Source organism: Agrobacterium sp. ST15.16.055, assembly GCF_027956555.1.
Taxonomy (GTDB): domain Bacteria; phylum Pseudomonadota; class Alphaproteobacteria; order Rhizobiales; family Rhizobiaceae; genus Agrobacterium; species Agrobacterium salinitolerans.
Map to the genome: position 1 here is coordinate 96200 of NZ_JAQKGN010000009.1, position 18752 is coordinate 114951.

Genomic DNA, 18752 nt, shown 5'->3' on the forward strand with positions numbered 1-18752 from the left:
AAGGTGGGTAAGACTATGGAACTCGACATAGTGGCGCTGTCGCGCCTGCAATTTGCAGTGACGGCTTTATATCACTTTCTGTTCGTTCCCCTGACGATTGGGCTGTCGGTGGTGATCGCCATCATGGAAACGGTCTATGTCATGACCGGCCGCACGGTCTGGCGGCAGATGACGAAGTTCTGGGGCACGCTGTTCGGCATCAATTTTGTGCTGGGTGTTTCCACCGGCATCGTGATGGAATTCCAGTTCGGCATGAACTGGAGTTATTACAGCCATTATGTCGGCGATATCTTCGGTGCGCCGCTGGCCATCGAGGGTATGATGGCCTTCTTCCTGGAAGCCACCTTCGTCGGCCTGTTCTTTTTCGGCTGGGACAAGCTGTCGAAACTCGGCCATCTCGTCGCGACATGGTGCGTGGCGCTCGGTTCGAATTTTTCGGCACTGTGGATATTGATCGCCAATGGCTGGATGCAGAACCCGACGGGCTCCGCCTTCAATCCCCAGACCATGCGGATGGAGGTGACTGACTTCTTCGAGGTTCTGTTCAACCCGGTGGCGCAGGCGAAGTTCGTTCACACGGTTTCTGCGGGTTACGTGACGGCCTCCATCTTCGTGCTCGGCGTTTCGGCCTGGTATGTGCTGAAAGGCCGCCATGTCGATCTCGCCAAGCGTTCGATGACGGTTGCCGCTTCCTTCGGTCTGGCGTCCGCGCTGTCGGTCGTCGTGCTGGGGGATGAAAGCGGTTATCTCTCCACCGAACACCAGAAGATGAAGCTCGCCTCCATCGAGGCCATGTGGGAAACGGAGCCGGCGCCTGCCCCCTTCACGGCCATCGGTTTTCCTGATCAGGAAGCACGCGAAACGCATTTCGCGGTGAAGATCCCGTGGGTGATGGGCCTCATCGGCACCCGCTCGCTCGACACGCAAATTCCGGGCATCAACGATCTGGTGGAGCAGGCGAAGAGCCGCATCCGTGACGGCATCAAGGCCTATGATGCGCTGATGCAGATACGCGCCACCGGCAAAGGTGCGCAACTGCCGGAAGAGGTGCGCGGCACCTTTGCGGAACTCGGCCATGAGCTTGGTTATGCCCTGCTGCTGAAACGCTATGTCGACGATCCGCGTCAGGCGAGCGTAGAGCAGATCGCCAAGGCGGCTGCCGATACGATCCCCCATGTGCCGACGCTGTTCTGGTCGTTCCGTATCATGGTCGGCCTCGGTATGTTCTTCATTCTGCTGACGGCGACGTTCTTTTATCTCTCGGCCCGCCGGCGGCTGGATCATTATCCACTGCTGCTGAAAGTGGCGGTCTTTGCCATTCCGCTGCCGTGGATCGCTGCGGAAATGGGCTGGATCGTGGCCGAATTCGGCCGCCAGCCATGGATCATCGAGGGCGTGCTGCCCACGGCTGCCGCCGTCTCCAGCCTCAGCGCCTCGACCGTCCTCATCACGCTCCTGTGTTTCATCGCCATCTACACGGTGCTGTTCATCGTCGAAATGGGGCTGATGCTGAAGGCGATCCGCAAGGGCCCCGAGCCGGACCATGAGCCGGAAGCGCCGCTCGTTCCTGAAAAACTCGTCGCTGCGGAGTAAACGATCATGATATTGCACCAACTCATCGACTATGAAATCCTCCGCGTTATCTGGTGGCTGCTGCTCGGCGTGGTGCTGATCGGTTTTGCCGTGACCGGCGGTTTCGATCTCGGCACCGGCGCGCTCCTGCCCTTCGTGGCGAAAACGGACATCGAGCGGCGTGTCGTCATCAATTCCATCGGCCCCGTATGGGAAGGCAATCAGGTGTGGCTCATCCTTGGCGGCGGCGCGATCTTCGCCGCCTGGCCGCCGCTTTATGCGGTGTCGTTTTCAGGGTTTTACCTGGCGATGTTCGCCACCCTGTTTGCGCTGATCCTGCGGCCGGTCGGTTTCAAATATCGCTCCAAGCGTGAAAGCACCGCGTGGCGCAGCGCCTGGGATTGGGCGCTCTTCATCGGCGGCTTCGTTCCCGCGCTGATCTTCGGCGTGGCGATCGGCAATGTGCTGCAGGGCGTTCCCTTCCACCTCAATGACGACCTCAGGATTTTCTATGATGGCACGACGCTGTTCGAGCTTCTGAACCCCTACGCCATCCTTTGCGGCCTCGTTTCCGTCGCCATGCTCGTCATGCACGGTGCCGCATGGCTGGTGCTGAAAACGGATGGTCCGGTAGCCGCCCGCGCTCGCGGTTTCGGCAGCATCGCGGCGCTTGCCACCACCGTTCTTTTCGCGCTCGGCGGCGTCTTTCTGTGGCTCGGTATCGATGGCTATCGCTTTACCTCGGAGGTCGTGACCGACGGTCCGTCCAATCCCCTGTCGAAGACGGTCGAGGTTGCGGGCGGTGTCTGGTTTGCCAATTATGCGGCGCATCCCTGGATGATGCTGGCGCCAGCGCTCGGTCTTGTCTTCCCGCTCGTCGCTTTCGTCTTGCTCCAGGCCCGCAGGGAAGTGCTGGCGCTGCTTTCCAGCTCGCTTGCCATTTTCGGCGTCATCTCAACGGTGGGGCTGACGATGTTTCCCTTCATCCTGCCGTCTTCGGTCGATCCGAAATCGAGCCTGACAGTGTGGGATGCATCTTCCAGCCATATGACGCTGTTCATCATGCTGGTCGTCGCCCTCATCTTCATCCCGATCATCGTTGCCTATACATCATGGGTCTACCGCGTGCTGTGGGGCAAGGTGGATGAAAAGGCGATCCGCGACGACAGCGGTCATGCCTACTGAGACTCAAGAAAGAAGGAGATCGAACATGTGGTATTTCGCCTGGCTGCTCGGCCTGCCTCTCGCCGCCATCTTCGCCGTCATGAACGCCATGTGGTATGAGCTGATGGAAGAAAACGCGAAAAAGGCGCAAGCGAAGCTTGATAAATAAAGCTTCGAGGTTCGTGGCATAAAAAGGGGGCGGCATCCTGTTGGGATGACGCCCCTTTGTGGACAGCAGCCGTGCCTGCGATGCGCGGCTTCAGTGGATCGCGATGCCGCGCTTGTCCGCTTCTTCCTTGATGATGTCTTCGACGATGGCCCTCTTGAGATTTGGATTTCCCAGAAGATAGTCGTCGGCGATCTCGAAGATCGACTTCGGATTCTCGGTCCGGTGCAGGGTGTCGAGGTCCTGGCCGATCTGCTCTCGAAGGCTGGAATAGTCGTCCATCGCGGCGCTCCCGTTTATCTCAATCCAGAAGGTCGGCCGGAACCTTGCCGCCGTTTTCGGAAAGTTTCTTGATGACGGCCTTGTGCAGCCAGATGTTCATCGTCGCCGAATCCGAGGTATCGCCGGTATAGCCGAGCTCGCTGGCGAGTTCCTTTCTGGCGCTCAGGCTGCTGTCGAGGTCGAGAGCCTTGAGAAGATCAACGATGGAATGTTTCCAGTCGAGCTTCTGCCCGTTTTTCTTGACAGCCTCATCCAGAATGGACGCGACATCGACATTGCCGGTCGGCGCCGGAGCCGCCGTTGTCGGGGCTGGTGCTGCCGGGCTTGCTGCGGTCGGGCTGGCCGTAGTCGGCGGTGTTCCGGCCGGAGCGGATGTCTGCGGCGCGGCCTCAGCCTTGCCGAAAATCGCGTTCTTGATCTTGTTGAAAAAGCTCATTCTGTCCTCCCCTTATCTGCGAAATGCGCGCCCGACGGCGATGAGAATGCAGGCACCGATGAAACCGGCGATGAGATAGCCAATCCAGCCTCCGAGCGAGACGCCGATGAGCCCCAGAAGGAAATTGGCGACGATGGCGCCAACAATGCCGAGGATAATGTTCATGAAAACACCCATATTGCTTTTCATGAACTGTTCGGCGAGCCAACCGGCTACGCCGCCGATGATGATTGCTGCAATCCAGCCAACTTGTGCGTCTTCCATAACAGGCCTTTCCTTTCTAGAGAGAGGTCAGAGGCATATGGACCCGCATTTTTTGCGCACGTCCCCCCGCCTTGAATTGACCCCAGGCGCTTATTAACGAAGAGGCGGAAGTTTTGTTCCGTGAGACGTGTACGTTAGCGCAAACTCAACTCTGGCTCTCAAAATCCAGCCCGATATCAAGAACCGGCGCACTATGGGTGATCCAGCCGATGGAGATGAGATCGACGCCGGTGGCGGCGATGGCTGCCGCTGTCTGCGGATTGATACGGCCCGAGGCTTCGGTGATGGCGCGACCGGCAACGATCTCCACCGCCTCACGCAGCTGTTCCGGTATCATATTATCGAGAAGAACCGCATCCACGCCCTCTTCCATGGCCTCGTGCAGCTGGATGAGCGTATCGACTTCCACCTCGATCTTGACGAGATGTCCGACACCCTGCCTCGCACGGCGGATGGCTTCACGCACGCTGCCGGCAACCGCGACATGGTTGTCCTTGATGAGAACCGCGTCATATAGCGCAAAACGGTGGTTCATACCGCCGCCGGCGCGCACGGCATATTTTTCCAGCGCCCGTAGCCCCGGCGTCGTCTTGCGGGTGCAGGCGACCGACGCTTTTGTGCCGGTAATGGCGGCAACGATTTTTGCGGTGACGGAGGCGATGCCCGACAGATGGCCTAGGAAATTCAGCGCCGTGCGCTCCGCCGTCAGAAGGCCGCGCGAGGGGCCTTCGATCGTTGCGATGATATCGCCGGGCGCCACGGTGGCTCCGTCCTGCACATGCCGTTTCATTACGATGGCCGGCTCCACGAGCTGGAAAGCCAGTTCCGCCGCGTCGAGACCGGCAATAACGCCCGGTTCGCGCGCGGCCATGACGACGACCGAGCGATGATCGGCGGGAATGACGGCGGCGGACGTGATGTCGCCCGCCAGGCCAAGGTCTTCCAGAAGGGCGTTGCGTACAAGCGGTTCGATGATGAGGCGTGGCAGGGGAGAAAGGGTCATGTCAGGCGCTCCGCGCAAGGCTGGCCGAAGAATGGCTGGAGGAGGAAAATTCGTGGGCGATGGCGAGGACGTCGCTGAGGCTCAGTCTGCGCCTAGTGGTCGTCGCATCCTTTTCGGGAAAATCATCGCGGAAATGTGCGCCGCGCGATTCCGTGCGCAGCGCCGCGAAGACGGCGATGGCAAGGGCAACAAGGGCGGGATCGGATGCCGGGCCGTTCCGCTCGGTCAGTGGGAGAAGATCGCGGATTGCGCCCGTCAGCCCTTCCGCCTGTCTTACGATGCCGAGATGGCGGGAAACGATGGGCCGCACGGAAGAGAGGTCGACTGCCGGGAAGTCAGGTGCGGGGAGTGTTACGATCTCAGCTGGCTTTTTTCCAGCATAAGTGCGCCTGCCAGCAATATCTTCTGCCGCGTGCATGCCCATGGCGGCCGCTTCCAGCAGGGAATTGCTGGCAAGCCTGTTTGCGCCATGCAGCCCCGTGCAGGCGGTTTCGCCGGCAACCCAAAGACCCGGCACCGAGCTTCGGCCTTTGCCATCGGTGGCGACGCCACCCATATGGTAATGCACCGCCGGGCGCACCGGAACGAGCTCTCGGGCGGGGTCTATCCCGGCTTCGCGGCAGAGCAGGTCGATCGAGGGGAAGCGGGTGGAAAAGCCCGTGCCGAGCGCCTTGCGGGCATCGAGAAACACCCTGCCGCCACGCAATATTTCGCGGTCGATGGCGCGGGCGACAATATCGCGCGAGGCAAGTTCCGCACCCGGAACTCCCGCCATGAAACGTTCGCCGTTTTCGTTGAGAAGCAGCGCGCCTTCGCCCCGCACCGCCTCGCTCACCAGCGCCAGCGGCCGTCGGGGCGAGGAAAGCGCGGTTGGGTGGAATTGCACGAATTCCATGTCGGCGAGGATGGCGCCGGCGCGGGCGGCGAGCATGATGCCCTGCCCGAAGTTGCCGGAGGGATTGGTCGTCGCCTCATAAAGCCCGCCGAGGCCTCCGGTGGCGAGAACGACCTGTGTAGCCGGTAAAGTGAAGCAGCCCTTTGGCCCAATGCAGGCGAGACCGGCGATGACGCCGTCCTCGGTCAGCAGGCGGCGCACTTCCGTGCCTTCCAGCATGGTGATGGACGGCGTGCGAAGAACGGCGGCTGCAAGCGCCCTGACGATCGTCGCACCCGACCCGTCGCCTTCTGCATGGAGAATGCGCCGCCGGCTATGGGCGGCTTCCAGCCCGAAGACATAGTTGCCTGAGGCGTCGCGGTCGAACCTGACGCCCGCCCCCTCCAGTGCATCGATGACGGCGGGGGCCGCGGATATAATCTCAACGGCCAGATATTCATCGCAAAGGCCATCGCCCGCAGCGAGCGTATCGGCAAGATGCAGGGTCGCGCGGTCATCAGGGCCGAGACTTGCCGCGATGCCGCCCTGAGCCCAGGCGCTGGAGGTCTCGCCGCTGAGCGCGCCGCGTGTCAGAAGCAGCACGGGCTGCGGCGCAAGCGTTAGCGCCGCCATCAGGCCCGCAATGCCGCTGCCGACGATGACTGTCCAGTCCCGCTGCGGCGAAAATGCGCTCATACTTCCAACATCCTTTCCACGGCGCGGCGGGCGGCGACAGCGATGGCCGGATCGACCGTCACTTCGTGGCGGTTTTCCTCCAGCGCCGCGCGGATATTGCCAAGCGTGATGCGCTTCATATGCGGGCAGAGATTGCAGGGGCGGATAAATTCGACATCGGGGTGATGCACAGCGACATTGTCGCTCATCGAGCATTCCGTCAGAAGCACCACGCGGGCGGGGCGCTCGCGGCCGACATAATCCGACATGACGGCGGTGGAGCCGGAAAAATCCGCAGCCTCGACGACATCGGGCGGACATTCCGGATGCGCCAGCACGGTGACCCCCGGATGGCTTTCGCGCAATTCGCGAATATCGTCGGCGGTGAAAAGCTCGTGCACCTCGCAATGGCCGCGCCAGGCGATCAGCTCGACATTGGTTTCCTTGGCCACGTTCTTCGCCAGATATTCATCCGGCAACATCAGCACGCGCGGCACGCCGAGCGATTCCACCACCTGGCGGGCATTGCCCGAAGTGCAGCAGATATCCGAAACGGCCTTCACCGCCGCTGATGTGTTTACATAGGTGACGACGGGAACGCCGGGATAGGCCTTGCGCAGAAGTGCGATGTCTTCGGGCGTGATGGAATCGGCGAGCGAGCAGCCGGCTGCCATATCCGGAATGAGCACGGTTTTTTCCGGATTGAGCAGCTTTGCCGTCTCGGCCATGAAATGCACGCCGGCCAGAACGATGACATCGGCTTCCACCTCCATTGCCTTGCGGGCAAGGGCGAGGCTGTCCCCGACGATATCGGCGACGCCGTGGAAGATTTCCGGTGTCTGGTAATTATGGGCGAGGATGACGGCGTTGCGCTGGCGCTTTAGCGCCAGGATCGCCTCCACATCCTCCTGAAAGCCCATCCATTCGGCCTTGGGGATGACGCGGGCGACGCGATCATAAAGGCTGGCGGCGGAAATCTGCTCGTTCACGGTGCTCTCCCATTTATACTCTTATTGAGTATATCTAGAGCAAAGACATATTCTCATTGTGAGCATATGTCAATTGCGGGAGAGTGGCAGTTTCGTTCCGGAAAGGGCGCGTTCATCGAGAACAGTCTGGCGGAAGCGGAAGAGCTTTGCCGGGCGGCCGCCGGTTTCGGTCGCTATCTCACCGGTTTCCTCCACCAGCTGCTGCTGTTCGATCAGCCGGCGGAAATTCTGTTTGTGCAGCGTCAGGCCGGCCAGCGCCTCGACGGCGCGCTGCAGCTGGAGGAGCGTGAAGGCGTCGGCCATCAGTTCGAACACCACGGGGCGATATTTGATCTTGGCCCGCAGACGGGCGATGCCGGTCGCAAGGATACGGCGGTGATCGGCAAACATCGGCCTGCCGAAATTGATCCGCGGTTCGCCCTGCGCTTCCGCGACCAGCCCGGCCTCATAAAGCAGCTCATAACGTTGCAGGGTCAATTCCTCGTTCCAGCCGCCGCCATCGAGACCGAAGGTAAAGTCGGCCCGCAAATGGCGCTGGTTTTTCGCGGCGGGATCGGAATCCGCCCAGGCGCGCAGCCTGTCGATGATGCTTTCCAGAACGTCCGGGCGTCCCTGACGGTGATCCTCCCAGGGGAAATATTCGTACCAGCCGTGCCAGAGCGGGCGTTTGCCGCCGGAGGCTTCCTGTTCGCGAACCAGCCCGAGATAACCGATGGAGATGGTTCTGCCGCCTAAAATGTCGTTATTGCGGTCGCGATCGGCGAAAGTATAGAGCTGCTCGAGGTAGCCCACGGGGTGATGGGTCTGTTCGTGGATCCATTCCCGCAGTCCGCTCTGGAGGGTTCTGTGCCCGAATTCGAACGGTCCCGACGGAAGCGCTGCACCTTCCCGAACGGTCATGACCCGCGGCTCATCCGTGGTGATGGCGGTGACGACGGCGATGAGTTCGGCATGGGCAAGGCCGATGGTCACGGCGGCTCCTCTGGTCGTTGGCGCAAGATCAATCTTCTTTGGCACAAGAAGGTTGCTTCGCCAACATGACGGCCGAAAAGGGCTGTCGATAAGTAGCCTTACTGAAAACGGGACGCCATCAGACAAAAAGATGAGTTCTTGTAGTTAGTCGTCCGTCGTCTGATATGGTACAGAGCCGCACGAGCATTTCAGACTGTAGAAGGCCGATGCTGAAAAACATATCTCTCGAAGAGACACTTGTGGGTTACTACACCTGGAATGTCGGGCAAAATCTGGTTTACCTGGATGCCGTGGCCGCCCGCCTGCGCGAATTTTCGCCGGAATATGCCGCCTGCGGCATCCCGGTCGAAGATTTCATCGCGCAGATCGAAAGCGGCTCGCGGGAGCGTGTCGCCAAGGCGGTTTATAATTCGCTGACAAACGGCGTGTTTTATGATCAGGAATACCGCATTATGCTTAAATCCGGCGGTTTCCGCTGGCTGCGGACAACGGGAAGAGTGATCCTGGATGGCGATCGGATCCCGATCATGGCCATGGGCACGGTGCGGGATGTCAGTGCCAGCAAGGTTTTATTGATGTGATAAGCGGCGAACCTCCTCGCGAGGCGGCGGCCGATCGATTTTAGTTCGTTCATCGTTTTGATGTTGCGGTGGAATGGTCCGGCAGATCGCAATTTTGCTGTTTCAGATCGTCTTGGCCATTGGCCTCGGCATAGCCGGCATCCGCATCGCCTCGCTTATCAATGGTGAGGCGACGTCGGCGCCAGTGGGCCTTGCGGCCAATACGGAACTGCTATGGACGACCTCGCCGGTGCGGGTCGATCCGCGTAGCCAAAATTACGAGCGCATTCCGCCGCCTCCCGATCTTTATCCGCTGAAAATGCGTGCGGACCAGCGCCTGCGCGTCATCTCCAGCAGCCGCTTCGCCTTCAACGGCCAGGAATTCCAACTCGCTGGTGTGGAGGAGGTCGAACGTGACCGCGTCTGCACCGGCCCCGACGGTCGCCGTTACGCCTGCGGCCTAAATGCCTTCAAGGCGCTGCAGAACCGTCTGCACGGCAGATATCTCGAATGTCGGACGGTGGGTGAGCAGGGCAGTGCGCCCCGGTCTGTGGAGTGCCGGATCAACGGCCAGAATGTGCGGGCGTTGTTGCAATAACGATTGCTTCAGGCGGTGCCGCACAACGATAAACTGGTTAGCTGAATGCGAGATATTTTCGTCTTGGAGATTTGGTGGAGCTAAGCGGGATCGAACCGCTGACCTCTTGCATGCCATGCAAGCGCTCTCCCAGCTGAGCTATAGCCCCATAAGGGTTCCGGCATTTCTTCCGGTTCCGGGAACCGAAGCGGTTGTTGTTCCGTTCGGTGGCGGCTTACTACTGCGGCTTTCCGGCGAGTGCAAGCATAAAAAACGGCCCGGCGTCATTTTTTTGTCGTCGGGCCGAATTATCAAGTAAAATCAAGCTTCTTCGTCGTCGCCGGGTACGCCGATGATCCCGGACATATCGTCGTCGTCATCTTCGTCGTCGGTTTCGAGGAAGGTGTCGTCGTCGTCATCGATTTCGACGTCGTCGTCGTCACCCAGATCAGGGATATCGTCGCCGCTGTTGTCGCCGTCGGCATCTTCCAGCGAGACGAGTTCGACTTCCGTGTTTTCGGTATCGACTTCCGCCACTTCCTCTTCTTCAGCCTGTTCCATCTTGGCCTGGGCGGTGCTTTCCTCGAAGAAGGAGAGCGGCCAGGACTTGCCGGTGTAGGGAGAAACGACCGGATCGCGGTTCAGATCGTAGAACTTCTTGCCGGTATCGGGGTCTGTGCGCTTGGTACCAAGTTCCGCTTTTGCCACTGTCTAAGCCTCAAATTGTCGAATGAGTTTCGGTGTGTACGCCGTAAAACCGGCATAGACGGTAAAATTTATAGCCGGTCCCCTTAATCGTTGCGCTCTTTCGTGTCAAAGACAAACTTCGGGTGCGGCCTCCGTTGGCGCAAGCCCTATGCGTCAATGCTGATGTAATAGGAGAGGCTTTGCACACTTTATTATAATGACGACGAATGCACGGACGGAACGCTTCATGACCTTTACGATTGCCATAGACGGGCCGGCTGCGGCGGGCAAAGGAACGCTTTCGCGGAAGATCGCGGAGACCTATGGCTTTCATCATCTCGATACCGGGCTGACATACAGGGCAACGGCCAAAGCGCTTCTGGATGCCGGCCTGCCGCTCGATAATGAAGCGGTCGCGGAAAAAATGGCGCTGGAACTCGATCTTGCCGGGCTAGACCGCGCCGTTCTTTCCCGGCACGAGATTGGCGAGGCGGCGTCGAAAATCGCTGTCATGACGCCGGTGAGGCGGGCGCTCGTCAAGGCCCAGCAGCTTTTTGCCTTGAGAGAGCCGGGCACGGTGCTTGACGGCCGCGATATCGGCACGGTTGTCTGCCCTGAGGCGCCGGTGAAGCTTTATGTCACGGCCTCTGCCGATGTACGGGCGCGGCGCCGTTACGATGAAATTCTGGCCAATGGCGGCAATGGCGATTATGATGCCATTTTCGCCGAGGTGAAACAGCGCGACGAGCGCGATATGGGCCGCGCCGACAGCCCGTTGAAGCCGGCTGAAGACGCGCACTTGCTAGATACGTCGGAAATGAGTATAGAGGCGGCGTTTCAGGCCGCGCGCACGATTATCGACGCCGCCCTGAAGAGATAGGTTTTTCGCGGAACGGCTTGCCGCCCTCTGCGTTTAGTCCGGAATTGCCTGAAGACATGTCCTTGCGCCGGAAAGCCTTTTGAAAAGGCGGGCATGGGTTCGGGTATCAACAACACTAGCCCACCGGCGCTTTGTATTCGCGCTCACGCGGATGCATTCAGGAGATTTCATGTCAGTATCTACCCCCACGCGCGACGATTTCGCAGCGCTTCTCGAAGAATCCTTTGCCTCGAACGATCTTGCCGAAGGCTATGTTGCCAAGGGTATCGTAACGGCAATCGAGAAGGACGTCGCGATCGTTGACGTCGGTCTCAAGGTCGAAGGTCGCGTTCCGCTCAAGGAATTCGGCGCGAAGTCCAAGGACGGCACGCTGAAGGTCGGCGACGAAGTCGAAGTTTACGTCGAGCGCATCGAAAACGCTCTCGGCGAAGCTGTTCTGTCGCGTGAGAAGGCTCGCCGCGAAGAAAGCTGGGTCAAGCTCGAAGCCAAGTTCGAAGCTGGCGAGCGCGTCGAAGGCGTCATCTTCAACCAGGTCAAGGGTGGTTTCACCGTCGATCTGGACGGCGCTGTTGCGTTCCTGCCGCGTTCGCAGGTCGACATTCGTCCGATCCGCGACGTTACCCCGCTGATGCACAACCCGCAGCCCTTCGAAATCCTCAAGATGGACAAGCGTCGCGGCAACATCGTTGTTTCGCGCCGTACGGTTCTCGAAGAGTCCCGTGCCGAGCAGCGTTCTGAAATCGTTCAGAACCTCGAAGAAGGCCAGGTTGTTGACGGCGTCGTCAAGAACATCACCGATTACGGTGCGTTCGTTGACCTCGGCGGCATCGACGGCCTGCTGCACGTCACCGACATGGCATGGCGCCGCGTCAACCATCCTTCGGAAATCCTCAACATTGGCCAGCAGGTCAAGGTTCAGATCATCCGCATCAACCAGGAAACCCACCGTATCTCGCTCGGCATGAAGCAGCTCGAGTCGGATCCGTGGGATGGCATCTCCGCCAAGTACCCGGTTGGCAAGAAGATCTCCGGTACGGTCACGAACATCACCGACTACGGTGCATTCGTTGAGCTGGAGCCGGGCATCGAAGGCCTGATCCACATTTCCGAAATGTCCTGGACCAAGAAGAACGTACACCCCGGCAAGATCCTGTCCACGAGCCAGGAAGTTGACGTTGTCGTTCTCGAAGTCGATCCGTCCAAGCGCCGTATCTCGCTCGGTCTCAAGCAGACGCTTGAAAACCCGTGGCAGGCATTCGCTTACAGCCATCCGGCTGGCACGGAAGTCGAAGGCGAAGTCAAGAACAAGACCGAATTCGGCCTGTTCATTGGCCTCGAAGGCGATGTCGACGGCATGGTTCACCTGTCGGACCTCGACTGGAACCGTCCGGGCGAGCAGGTCATCGAAGAGTACAACAAGGGTGACGTCGTTAAGGCTGTCGTTCTCGACGTTGACGTTGAGAAGGAACGCATCTCGCTCGGCATCAAGCAGCTCGGCAAGGACGCTGTTGGCGAAGCCGCTTCTTCCGGCGACCTGCGTAAGAACGCAGTCGTTTCCGCTGAAGTCACCGCGGTCAACGATGGCGGCATCGAAGTGAAGCTCGTCAACCACGAAGACCTCACCTCGTTCATCCGTCGCGCGGACCTTTCCCGTGATCGTGACGAGCAGCGCCCTGAGCGCTTCTCGGTTGGCCAGGTTGTCGACGCCCGCGTCGTCAACTTCTCGAAGAAGGACCGCAAGGTCATGCTTTCGATCAAGGCTCTGGAAATCGCTGAAGAGAAGGAAGCCGTCGCACAGTTCGGTTCTTCCGACTCGGGCGCTTCGCTCGGCGACATCCTCGGCGCGGCTCTGAAGAACCGCGGCGAATAATCGCTCCGATCTTTGAAATGAAGAACCCGCCGGAATTTTCCGGCGGGTTTTTTGTTGCTCCCAGGTAGCGCCGGTGGGCGGGCAATGGCCCCCGCTTGTCAGAGCATGCCGCTCATCTTGAGATAATAATTTTCCGCGTTGTCGTCGGAAGCCGCTGCAGGCGTGCTTTCCTGCTCGTCGGTCGGGTAATTGGCAGCAATGCGTTCTTCCGTATCATCCTGACCATCGGAATTTTCAGCCTCGGTCTCGGCCTCACCTTCCGCCTCATCCTCGGAAAAGGGACCGCCTCCGCGTGGCGGTGTTTCCGATTCATAGTCTTCGTCCGCCGGCGGATAGGCGATGAGCGGCAGCGGCGTGCCGTCTTTTACCAGGGCGGCGGCGATCAATGACTGCGAAGCCGATTGCTCCAGCATCGCCATTCTCGCTTCCGGGTCCAGTGTGGCGCGCGGCAGGGGCTGGGCTTCTGGACGATGGGTCGCCGTCTCCGTTTCTTCACCCGAGGGGCGGGCGGCGGCCGTTGCGACGGTGGTTTTTTCAGCGGCCTGGTCGTCGGGCGGTTGCTGTGCGCCACTTTGCGGCGCGGGCAGAGGCTGCTGTGTACCGGCTGCCTTGGCAGAAAGCTTGCCGGCTGTGGCGGCAAGCAGCAGGGTGTTCACGGTCTCGGCGTCGTCCGCGAGCGGACCGGATGGCGGGGTAAATCCCGTGCGGATTTCTTTCTGCTCCGGCTTCATCGTCTCCCGATGCGGAAGGGCGGGGCGGGCTTCGCCCGTTTCGGCGCGGGGCGGATTTGCCGGGCGGACCTCGGCCGATACTTCCTTCGTCACGCTGCCGGTTTGTGGCGGAAGCGGACGTGCCGCGTTTTCGGCTCTTCCATCCGGCTTTGCGGCATTGGTCGGCATCTCAAGTGTGTCGGCAGGCGGAGTGGAAGGCGCAGGCCGGGGGTCCAGTTGCGCCGTTAGCGCCGCCACCGTTGCTTTCATTGCTGCGCCGCTGAGGGCGAGCGGCCCGATGAGCAGCGGCAGGAGCCGGCTGACGGTGGCGGAATTTGCCGCCTGCGCTGTCGCGGCCGGAGACGGGCGAGCTTCCGCATTCTGGCTCTGCGCGTTCTGCTGTTTCGGCTGGGCCGATTGCGCGGGCGCGGGATTGGAGGAATTGTTCTGCTGATAGGAGGAAATCACCGCCTTCGCCGCAAGATCCATTCCCCTGTAACGGGAAAGCTCGACCAGTAGCGCGAGGCGGGCGGCATCCGGTCCGGTCGGCTGTTTCAGGATTTCGGCGAGCATCGAAAGGGTCAGACCCTGCAGGGCCTTGCCGACCTGCTGTTCCAACGCCAGGCGTTGTGACGCCGGCAGGGTGCGGAGCGCTTCCGTCAGCCGCGTCACATAGGTCTCTATGGCCTCGCCATCCCGCCGGGGCAGGTTCATCAGCTTGCCGAGTGCTTCCGCGAGAATCGCGGTGCTGCGCGAGAGCTGAAACTCACTGGTAAGGGAGGCGATTGCCGCACGGGCAAAAAGGCTGCTGTTTTCAGGGGCGGGGGTGCTCGGCAATGGCGGTGCGATCTCTTTCACCTGCTCGCGCGGTGTCAGTGAAACCGTGGCTCCATAGGCGGCGTCGGTTGCCGCAATTTTCGCGACAGGCGGTAACATGCTGCGCTCCGTTTCTATCGGTGACCGCCGCTGGCGGCGAAAGGGCCAATCCCCATTGGCTCTGTGATCCGCATCTGGCTTGAATGTTGAAAAAATCGCCGCGCCGGTGATGGACAGGTGTCATCTCGCCCGCTCATGCGGGAGCGCCGTATACGCCTCTGGCCGCAATGCCGGTTGCAGCGCATACAGAATCATCAAGCTCAATCTTGGCTTGCAGATATTAAGATTTGGCTAACCAACGAATTGGCGTCCGTTAGGGAGAAACGCCGATGAACATCCGGTAAAGGCCGTTATCGTCGGAATTGACAGAGGAAATATGGTCGGGATCGCTGGGTGCCGTCTCAAAAGCTTCCGGCGGCATGGCGTCGAGCCAGCTTGCCTTGGGAAGTCTTCTTTCGGGTTGAGCGTTCGCGGGGTCGATGGGGCTGGCTTCCTCAGCGGGCGCGGTGAAGGCCGCATCATCGGGGACGAGCGGCGGGGCGGCCATGGATAGCAGCGCCTGCGCGGCATTGGGTTCTGTGTCGTAAGCGGCGCTGCCAGCCAGGCCGGAAATATCGGTCATGTCTGAACTCACATCATGTTTTGTTCAAGGGAATGATCGGGAGCGGCAATCATGCCGCCTTCTTCTTCAGCAGTTCATAAAGGCCATTGTCGTCGATCGAGATCGGCAAAATGGCTCTGCGGGCGTCTTCGACAAGCGCCTGTGCATCGAGCAGTTTTTGGCCGTCCGTTTCCGTCTCGGCCGGATTGCGGCCGGTGTCTGTCTCCGCGGGCACATTTTCGGTTTCCGCCGGGGCGGCCTGCTCAGCGGGCGCAGCTGCAAGTACGGAGATCAGTGTCGTTTCCGATGACGTGTCGGCCGGCGCCTGCGGGTCGTCGCCTGCCGTTTTTTCGTCGCCGGAAGCATCGATATGCTCCTTCACGACGTCCTGGAGCTCTTTAACGTCGTCAAGCTTGCCCTGCGCATCGCGGGCCTGAATATCCTGTTTCCTTTCGGCCTTCACTTCGGCATCGTTGATTTCGCCGATGCGTTCTTCACCACGTTCGGCCTGCAACTCTTCCTTGGTTTTGGGGTCGGCGACGTCTTCCAGACGCTGGATGACCTTCAGGGTTTCACGCGTCATGAAACTGGCGCTCTGCGTCTGGTGGTTCAGCGCGTCCTTAACGGCGCGCGCCTCATCGCCATAGGGGTTGGCGATGGCGGCGATCATCTGCCGGGCGGAGACGCCGAGTTGTTTGATGCCGGTCGATTCTTCCAGATCGTCGACGTTTTTCGGCAGGGTCGCGCGCGCCGCCATGATGGCATTCGACATCTGCTCGCCGAAATCCTCTTCCGTGCCGGTCAGGCCTGCGCCCTTCGCAATGCGGGCGGCAAGCGCGGCCATGGGGGCGGTCTTGGCGTTGGCGCCGTTGTTCAGCACATCCACGACCTGCGCTTCCGAAACGCCAAAGGATATCAGGGAAATCTTCCTGGCATTTCCCAGTGCGTCGGATTTTTCGAACTGGGTCAGCGTAAGCGCGTCCTGGAGCCGGCTTGCGAAGGCAAAGCTCGATTCGTTTGCTTCCTGCGTGACGCCAAGCGCAGAAACAAACCGGGAGATGAGGGACAAGAAAGCGTCAGGATCGAGTTTCATGGCGCCGAAGAGATAGGCGCTTATCTTCTCGTTGGCGGCGCGCTGGCTTTCGTCCGGGAGCGGGTTTGTCTTGACCGCATCGTTCTTTTTGGTGCCGTTGGCCTTTTCCTGCTCTTCGCGCTGGCGTTCTTCGATAGTTTCAACCATCGAGCGCATGAGGTCGCTGACTGCAATGCCCGCCGTCCGCTGTAACGGAGTAATCATCTGGAAAATCCCCGGCCGCCCAAAGTTGCGGCCGAGAATAGGCAATTCTGGTAAATCAGTGCTTAAACGAAGCGGCAGAAGGCTCAGCTATGGGCGAAAATATCGGTTTCTTCCCAGCCGAGGAGATCGAGCTTCGCGCGGGTCGGCAGAAAGGCGAAACAGGCGTCGGCGTGGTCGAGGCGGCCGTCACGCACGAGACGCCCCGTCAGCTTGTCGCGCAGCGCGTGCAGGTGCAGCACGTCGGAGGCTGCATATTCGAGCTGGGCCGGCGACAGGGTCTCGGCAGCCCAGTCGGAAGATTGCTGGGCCTTGGAAATATCGACTTCCAGCATTTCCTTGAGATTATCCTTCAGCCCGTGCCGGTCGGTATAGGTGCGGGTCAGCCGCGAGGCGATCTTGGTGCAGAAGACCGGCGTGGTCGTCACGCCGAAGGTGTGGAACAAAACAGCGATATCGAAACGGCCATAGTGAAAGATCTTCTGGCGGGCGGGGTCGGCAAGCATCCGCACGAGGTTTGGCGCTTGCCTCTGGCCGGCGGCGATGCGAATGACGTCCGCGGTGCCGTCGCCCGGCGAAAGCTGAACGACGCAGAGGCGGTCGCGGCGCGGCACCAGTCCCAGCGTTTCCGTATCGATTGCGATGGCGCCGTTGTAACGCGCGGCATCTTCGGCGGAAATATCGCCTTCGTGGTAACGGATGGGTGCTGCCATGTCCTGCTCCAGAAATTCCAGTTTCCTGCTCCGGCTATAACGGAAAGAGCGGCGGGACGATACCGTTTTATCGGCCCGCCCAGCGCATCGCGCTCCACCGCCCTTGGTACTTGCCTTTGCGAAAGTCCCCGGGTTAGGGTCAGACATTCTTTCCTGACAAATCGCATGAATTCCTGATGACAAAGAAAATCTATCTCGCCGGACCGGAAGTCTTCCTGCCGAACGCGCGCGAAATGCTCGATCTCAAGGCCTCGCTGGCGCGGGAAGCCGGTTTCACGCCGCTTTCGCCGGGCGATCTGCAAATCCCGCCGGCGGATACCAGGGTCGGTCACGGCTGCAACATCAATGCCGTCGATGAGCGGATGATGCTGGAAGCGGATGCGGTGATCGCCAATCTCACGCCGTTTCGCGGCATCGCGGCCGATACGGGAACCAGCTATGAACTGGGCTTCATGTGCGCGCTGGGCAAGCCGGTCTTTGCCTATACCAATGTTGCGGCCAATCACTTCACCCGCATCAAGGCGCATTATGGCGGCGTCGCCACTCTGGATGAAACGGGCCGTTATCGCGGGCCGGACGGGCTGTCGATCGAGAATTTCGACATGGTCGACAATCTCATGCTGCATGGCGGGATTTTGCGGCGCGGCGGCGTCATCATCATTGGCGATGCTCCCGAAGAGGCCTTGTATACGAATCTCGAGGCCTACAGGCGCTGTCTCGCGGCGGCGGCCGAAAAGTTACTGACACCGATTGACCCTGAAAAAACGAATAGAGTGGAGGCATCATCATGAGCGGAACCATCCTCATCACCGGCGCGACATCCGGCTTCGGACAGGCCACGGCGCGGCGCTTCGTCAAGGAGGGCTGGAAGGTCATCGGCACGGGTCGGCGGGCGGAGCGGCTGGAGGCGCTTTCCGCTGAACTCGGCTCCGCCTTTCATGGCCTCGCCTTCGATATCACCGACGAGGAGGCGACTGGAAAGGCGCTGTCCGGGTTGCCGGAGGGCTTTCGGGATATCGACGTTCTCGTCAACAACGCCGGTCTGGCACTCGGCACCGCGCCCGCACCGCAGGTGCCCTTGAAAGACTGGCAGACCATGGTGGACACCAACATCACCGGTCTCCTCAACATCACCCATCATCTGTTGCCGACGCTGATCGGGCGCAAGGGTATTGTCGTCAACCTCTCGTCAGTGGCGGCACATTACCCCTATACGGGCGGCAATGTGTATGGCGGCACCAAAGCGTTCCTGCGGCAGTTTTCGCTTGGCCTGCGTTCCGACCTGCATGGCAAGGGCGTGCGGGTGACGTCCATCGAGCCCGGCATGTGCGAAACGGAATTTACGCTGGTGCGCACCGGCGGCAATCAGGAAGCCTCGGACAATCTCTACAAGGGCGTCAATCCGATCACGGCGGACGATATTGCCAACACCATTCACTGGGTCGCCTCGCAGCCCAAGCACATCAACATCAACAGCCTCGAACTCATGCCGGTCAACCAGTCCTTCGCCGGTTTCCAGGTCTATCGGGAAAGCTGATTTTCCCACGATTCCGGGGAGTGCTGAAAAACCGGGCAGGAATTGTCGAG

21 protein-coding genes and 1 tRNA gene are annotated in these 18752 nt (G+C 60.3%); 9 read left to right on the plus strand and 13 right to left on the minus strand.

Annotation, left to right across the window (positions count from 1 at the left end; translation table 11 throughout):
- Positions 1–15: 15 nt before the first annotated feature.
- The 3 genes from PL599_RS14630 to cydX are packed head-to-tail and all read left to right on the plus strand — an operon-like array spanning position 16 to position 2905.
- Positions 16–1593 carry a cytochrome ubiquinol oxidase subunit I gene (locus PL599_RS14630; protein WP_271359214.1) on the plus strand — a complete coding sequence of 526 codons (1578 nt, stop codon included), beginning with the start codon at positions 16–18 and terminating at the stop codon, positions 1591–1593.
- A gap of 6 nt (positions 1594–1599) precedes the next feature.
- Positions 1600–2757 carry a cytochrome d ubiquinol oxidase subunit II gene (gene cydB, locus PL599_RS14635; protein WP_269824582.1) on the plus strand — a complete coding sequence of 386 codons (1158 nt, stop codon included), beginning with the start codon at positions 1600–1602 and terminating at the stop codon, positions 2755–2757.
- Between the two features lie 25 nt (positions 2758–2782).
- Positions 2783–2905, plus strand: coding sequence for a cytochrome bd-I oxidase subunit CydX (gene cydX / locus PL599_RS14640; protein WP_077984806.1), 123 nt, complete (start codon positions 2783–2785; stop codon positions 2903–2905).
- Between the two features lie 90 nt (positions 2906–2995).
- Here cydX and PL599_RS14645 read toward each other — a convergent pair whose 3' ends face one another.
- The 7 genes from PL599_RS14645 to PL599_RS14675 form a co-directional block, all read right to left on the minus strand.
- Positions 2996–3184 (minus strand): hypothetical protein, encoded by a 189-nt coding sequence (locus PL599_RS14645; protein WP_003522463.1) that lies wholly within the window; start codon positions 3182–3184, stop codon positions 2996–2998.
- 19 nt (positions 3185–3203) lie between these two features.
- Positions 3204–3620, minus strand: a complete 417-nt coding sequence (locus PL599_RS14650; protein ID WP_077984807.1) for a DUF3597 domain-containing protein — start codon at positions 3618–3620, stop codon at positions 3204–3206.
- 12 nt (positions 3621–3632) lie between these two features.
- On the minus strand, positions 3633–3884 hold the full coding sequence (locus tag PL599_RS14655; RefSeq protein WP_046801707.1) for a GlsB/YeaQ/YmgE family stress response membrane protein: 252 nt from the start codon (positions 3882–3884) through the stop codon (positions 3633–3635).
- A gap of 145 nt (positions 3885–4029) precedes the next feature.
- Complete coding sequence (gene nadC, locus PL599_RS14660; protein WP_269824581.1) at positions 4030–4887, minus strand: carboxylating nicotinate-nucleotide diphosphorylase; 858 nt, start codon at positions 4885–4887, stop codon at positions 4030–4032.
- Between the two features lies 1 nt (position 4888).
- Entirely contained in the window at positions 4889–6457 is a 1569-nt protein-coding gene (locus tag PL599_RS14665; RefSeq protein WP_269824580.1) for an L-aspartate oxidase, read from the minus strand.
- Positions 6454–7425, minus strand: coding sequence for a quinolinate synthase NadA (gene nadA, locus PL599_RS14670; RefSeq protein ID WP_269824579.1), 972 nt, complete (start codon positions 7423–7425; stop codon positions 6454–6456). Before nadA ends, PL599_RS14665 begins: the two co-directional genes overlap by 4 nt.
- Positions 7426–7494: 69 nt before the next feature.
- Positions 7495–8397, minus strand: a complete 903-nt coding sequence (locus tag PL599_RS14675) for an NUDIX hydrolase (RefSeq protein ID WP_077984863.1) — start codon at positions 8395–8397, stop codon at positions 7495–7497.
- A gap of 206 nt (positions 8398–8603) precedes the next feature.
- Here PL599_RS14675 and PL599_RS14680 point away from each other — a divergent pair, with 206 nt between their 5' ends.
- Positions 8604–8978 carry a PAS domain-containing protein gene (locus PL599_RS14680; protein WP_269824578.1) on the plus strand — a complete coding sequence of 125 codons (375 nt, stop codon included), beginning with the start codon at positions 8604–8606 and terminating at the stop codon, positions 8976–8978.
- Positions 8979–9051: 73 nt separating this feature from the next.
- Positions 9052–9555: a thermonuclease family protein gene (locus PL599_RS14685; RefSeq protein ID WP_269824577.1), complete on the plus strand. Its 504-nt coding sequence runs from the start codon at positions 9052–9054 to the stop codon at positions 9553–9555.
- Positions 9556–9627: 72 nt separating this feature from the next.
- On the opposite strand, the gene PL599_RS14690 is transcribed toward PL599_RS14685, so the two are convergent.
- Together PL599_RS14690 and PL599_RS14695 are read right to left on the minus strand one after the other, a co-directional pair.
- A tRNA-Ala gene (locus PL599_RS14690) sits at positions 9628–9703 on the minus strand.
- Between the two features lie 152 nt (positions 9704–9855).
- Positions 9856–10242 (minus strand): TIGR02300 family protein, encoded by a 387-nt coding sequence (locus PL599_RS14695; RefSeq protein ID WP_063947181.1) that lies wholly within the window; start codon positions 10240–10242, stop codon positions 9856–9858.
- A 226-nt stretch (positions 10243–10468) separates the two neighbouring features.
- Here PL599_RS14695 and cmk point away from each other — a divergent pair, with 226 nt between their 5' ends.
- Together cmk and rpsA are read left to right on the plus strand one after the other, a co-directional pair.
- Positions 10469–11101, plus strand: a complete 633-nt coding sequence (cmk, locus tag PL599_RS14700; RefSeq protein WP_269824576.1) for a (d)CMP kinase — start codon at positions 10469–10471, stop codon at positions 11099–11101.
- A 169-nt stretch (positions 11102–11270) separates the two neighbouring features.
- Positions 11271–12971, plus strand: a complete 1701-nt coding sequence (rpsA, locus tag PL599_RS14705) for a 30S ribosomal protein S1 (protein ID WP_063947182.1) — start codon at positions 11271–11273, stop codon at positions 12969–12971.
- 98 nt (positions 12972–13069) lie between these two features.
- Here the strand turns inward: rpsA and PL599_RS14710 are convergent, their stop codons facing one another.
- The 4 genes from PL599_RS14710 to PL599_RS14725 form a co-directional block, all read right to left on the minus strand.
- Positions 13070–14617 carry a hypothetical protein gene (locus PL599_RS14710; protein WP_269824575.1) on the minus strand — a complete coding sequence of 516 codons (1548 nt, stop codon included), beginning with the start codon at positions 14615–14617 and terminating at the stop codon, positions 13070–13072.
- A 253-nt stretch (positions 14618–14870) separates the two neighbouring features.
- Entirely contained in the window at positions 14871–15179 is a 309-nt protein-coding gene (locus PL599_RS14715) for a hypothetical protein (RefSeq protein ID WP_137412480.1), read from the minus strand.
- 49 nt (positions 15180–15228) lie between these two features.
- A complete protein-coding gene (locus PL599_RS14720) occupies positions 15229–16455 on the minus strand; it encodes a hypothetical protein (protein WP_173991383.1) in 1227 nt (408 codons plus the stop codon).
- 83 nt (positions 16456–16538) lie between these two features.
- Positions 16539–17165 carry a ribonuclease D gene (locus tag PL599_RS14725; protein WP_077984817.1) on the minus strand — a complete coding sequence of 209 codons (627 nt, stop codon included), beginning with the start codon at positions 17163–17165 and terminating at the stop codon, positions 16539–16541.
- Positions 17166–17341: 176 nt separating this feature from the next.
- Here PL599_RS14725 and PL599_RS14730 point away from each other — a divergent pair, with 176 nt between their 5' ends.
- The gene (locus PL599_RS14730) at positions 17342–17956 is read left to right on the plus strand and encodes a nucleoside 2-deoxyribosyltransferase (protein WP_269824574.1); all 615 of its coding nucleotides are present in this window, start codon (positions 17342–17344) and stop codon (positions 17954–17956) included.
- A complete protein-coding gene (locus tag PL599_RS14735) occupies positions 17953–18702 on the plus strand; it encodes an SDR family oxidoreductase (RefSeq protein WP_003522480.1) in 750 nt (249 codons plus the stop codon). Before PL599_RS14730 ends, PL599_RS14735 begins: the two co-directional genes overlap by 4 nt.
- The last annotated feature ends 50 nt before the right edge of the window (positions 18703–18752 follow it).

Excerpts from the sequence above, each read along its gene's own strand:
- PL599_RS14630 (WP_271359214.1), top strand. The coding sequence starts at position 16 with ATGGAACTCGACATAGTGGCGCTGTCGCGCCTGCAATTTGCAGTGACG.
- cydB (WP_269824582.1), top strand. The coding sequence starts at position 1,600 with ATGATATTGCACCAACTCATCGACTATGAAATCCTCCGCGTTATCTGG.
- cydX (WP_077984806.1), top strand. The coding sequence starts at position 2,783 with ATGTGGTATTTCGCCTGGCTGCTCGGCCTGCCTCTCGCCGCCATCTTC.
- PL599_RS14645 (WP_003522463.1), bottom strand. The coding sequence starts at position 3,184 with ATGGACGACTATTCCAGCCTTCGAGAGCAGATCGGCCAGGACCTCGAC.
- PL599_RS14650 (WP_077984807.1), bottom strand. The coding sequence starts at position 3,620 with ATGAGCTTTTTCAACAAGATCAAGAACGCGATTTTCGGCAAGGCTGAG.
- PL599_RS14655 (WP_046801707.1), bottom strand. The coding sequence starts at position 3,884 with ATGGAAGACGCACAAGTTGGCTGGATTGCAGCAATCATCATCGGCGGC.
- nadC (WP_269824581.1), bottom strand. The coding sequence starts at position 4,887 with ATGACCCTTTCTCCCCTGCCACGCCTCATCATCGAACCGCTTGTACGC.
- PL599_RS14665 (WP_269824580.1), bottom strand. The coding sequence starts at position 6,457 with ATGAGCGCATTTTCGCCGCAGCGGGACTGGACAGTCATCGTCGGCAGC.
- PL599_RS14680 (WP_269824578.1), top strand. The coding sequence starts at position 8,604 with ATGCTGAAAAACATATCTCTCGAAGAGACACTTGTGGGTTACTACACC.
- PL599_RS14685 (WP_269824577.1), top strand. The coding sequence starts at position 9,052 with ATGGTCCGGCAGATCGCAATTTTGCTGTTTCAGATCGTCTTGGCCATT.
- cmk (WP_269824576.1), top strand. The coding sequence starts at position 10,469 with ATGACCTTTACGATTGCCATAGACGGGCCGGCTGCGGCGGGCAAAGGA.
- rpsA (WP_063947182.1), top strand. The coding sequence starts at position 11,271 with ATGTCAGTATCTACCCCCACGCGCGACGATTTCGCAGCGCTTCTCGAA.
- PL599_RS14710 (WP_269824575.1), bottom strand. The coding sequence starts at position 14,617 with ATGTTACCGCCTGTCGCGAAAATTGCGGCAACCGACGCCGCCTATGGA.
- PL599_RS14715 (WP_137412480.1), bottom strand. The coding sequence starts at position 15,179 with ATGACCGATATTTCCGGCCTGGCTGGCAGCGCCGCTTACGACACAGAA.
- PL599_RS14720 (WP_173991383.1), bottom strand. The coding sequence starts at position 16,455 with ATGATTACTCCGTTACAGCGGACGGCGGGCATTGCAGTCAGCGACCTC.
- PL599_RS14725 (WP_077984817.1), bottom strand. The coding sequence starts at position 17,165 with ATGGCAGCACCCATCCGTTACCACGAAGGCGATATTTCCGCCGAAGAT.
- PL599_RS14730 (WP_269824574.1), top strand. The coding sequence starts at position 17,342 with ATGACAAAGAAAATCTATCTCGCCGGACCGGAAGTCTTCCTGCCGAAC.
- PL599_RS14735 (WP_003522480.1), top strand. The coding sequence starts at position 17,953 with ATGAGCGGAACCATCCTCATCACCGGCGCGACATCCGGCTTCGGACAG.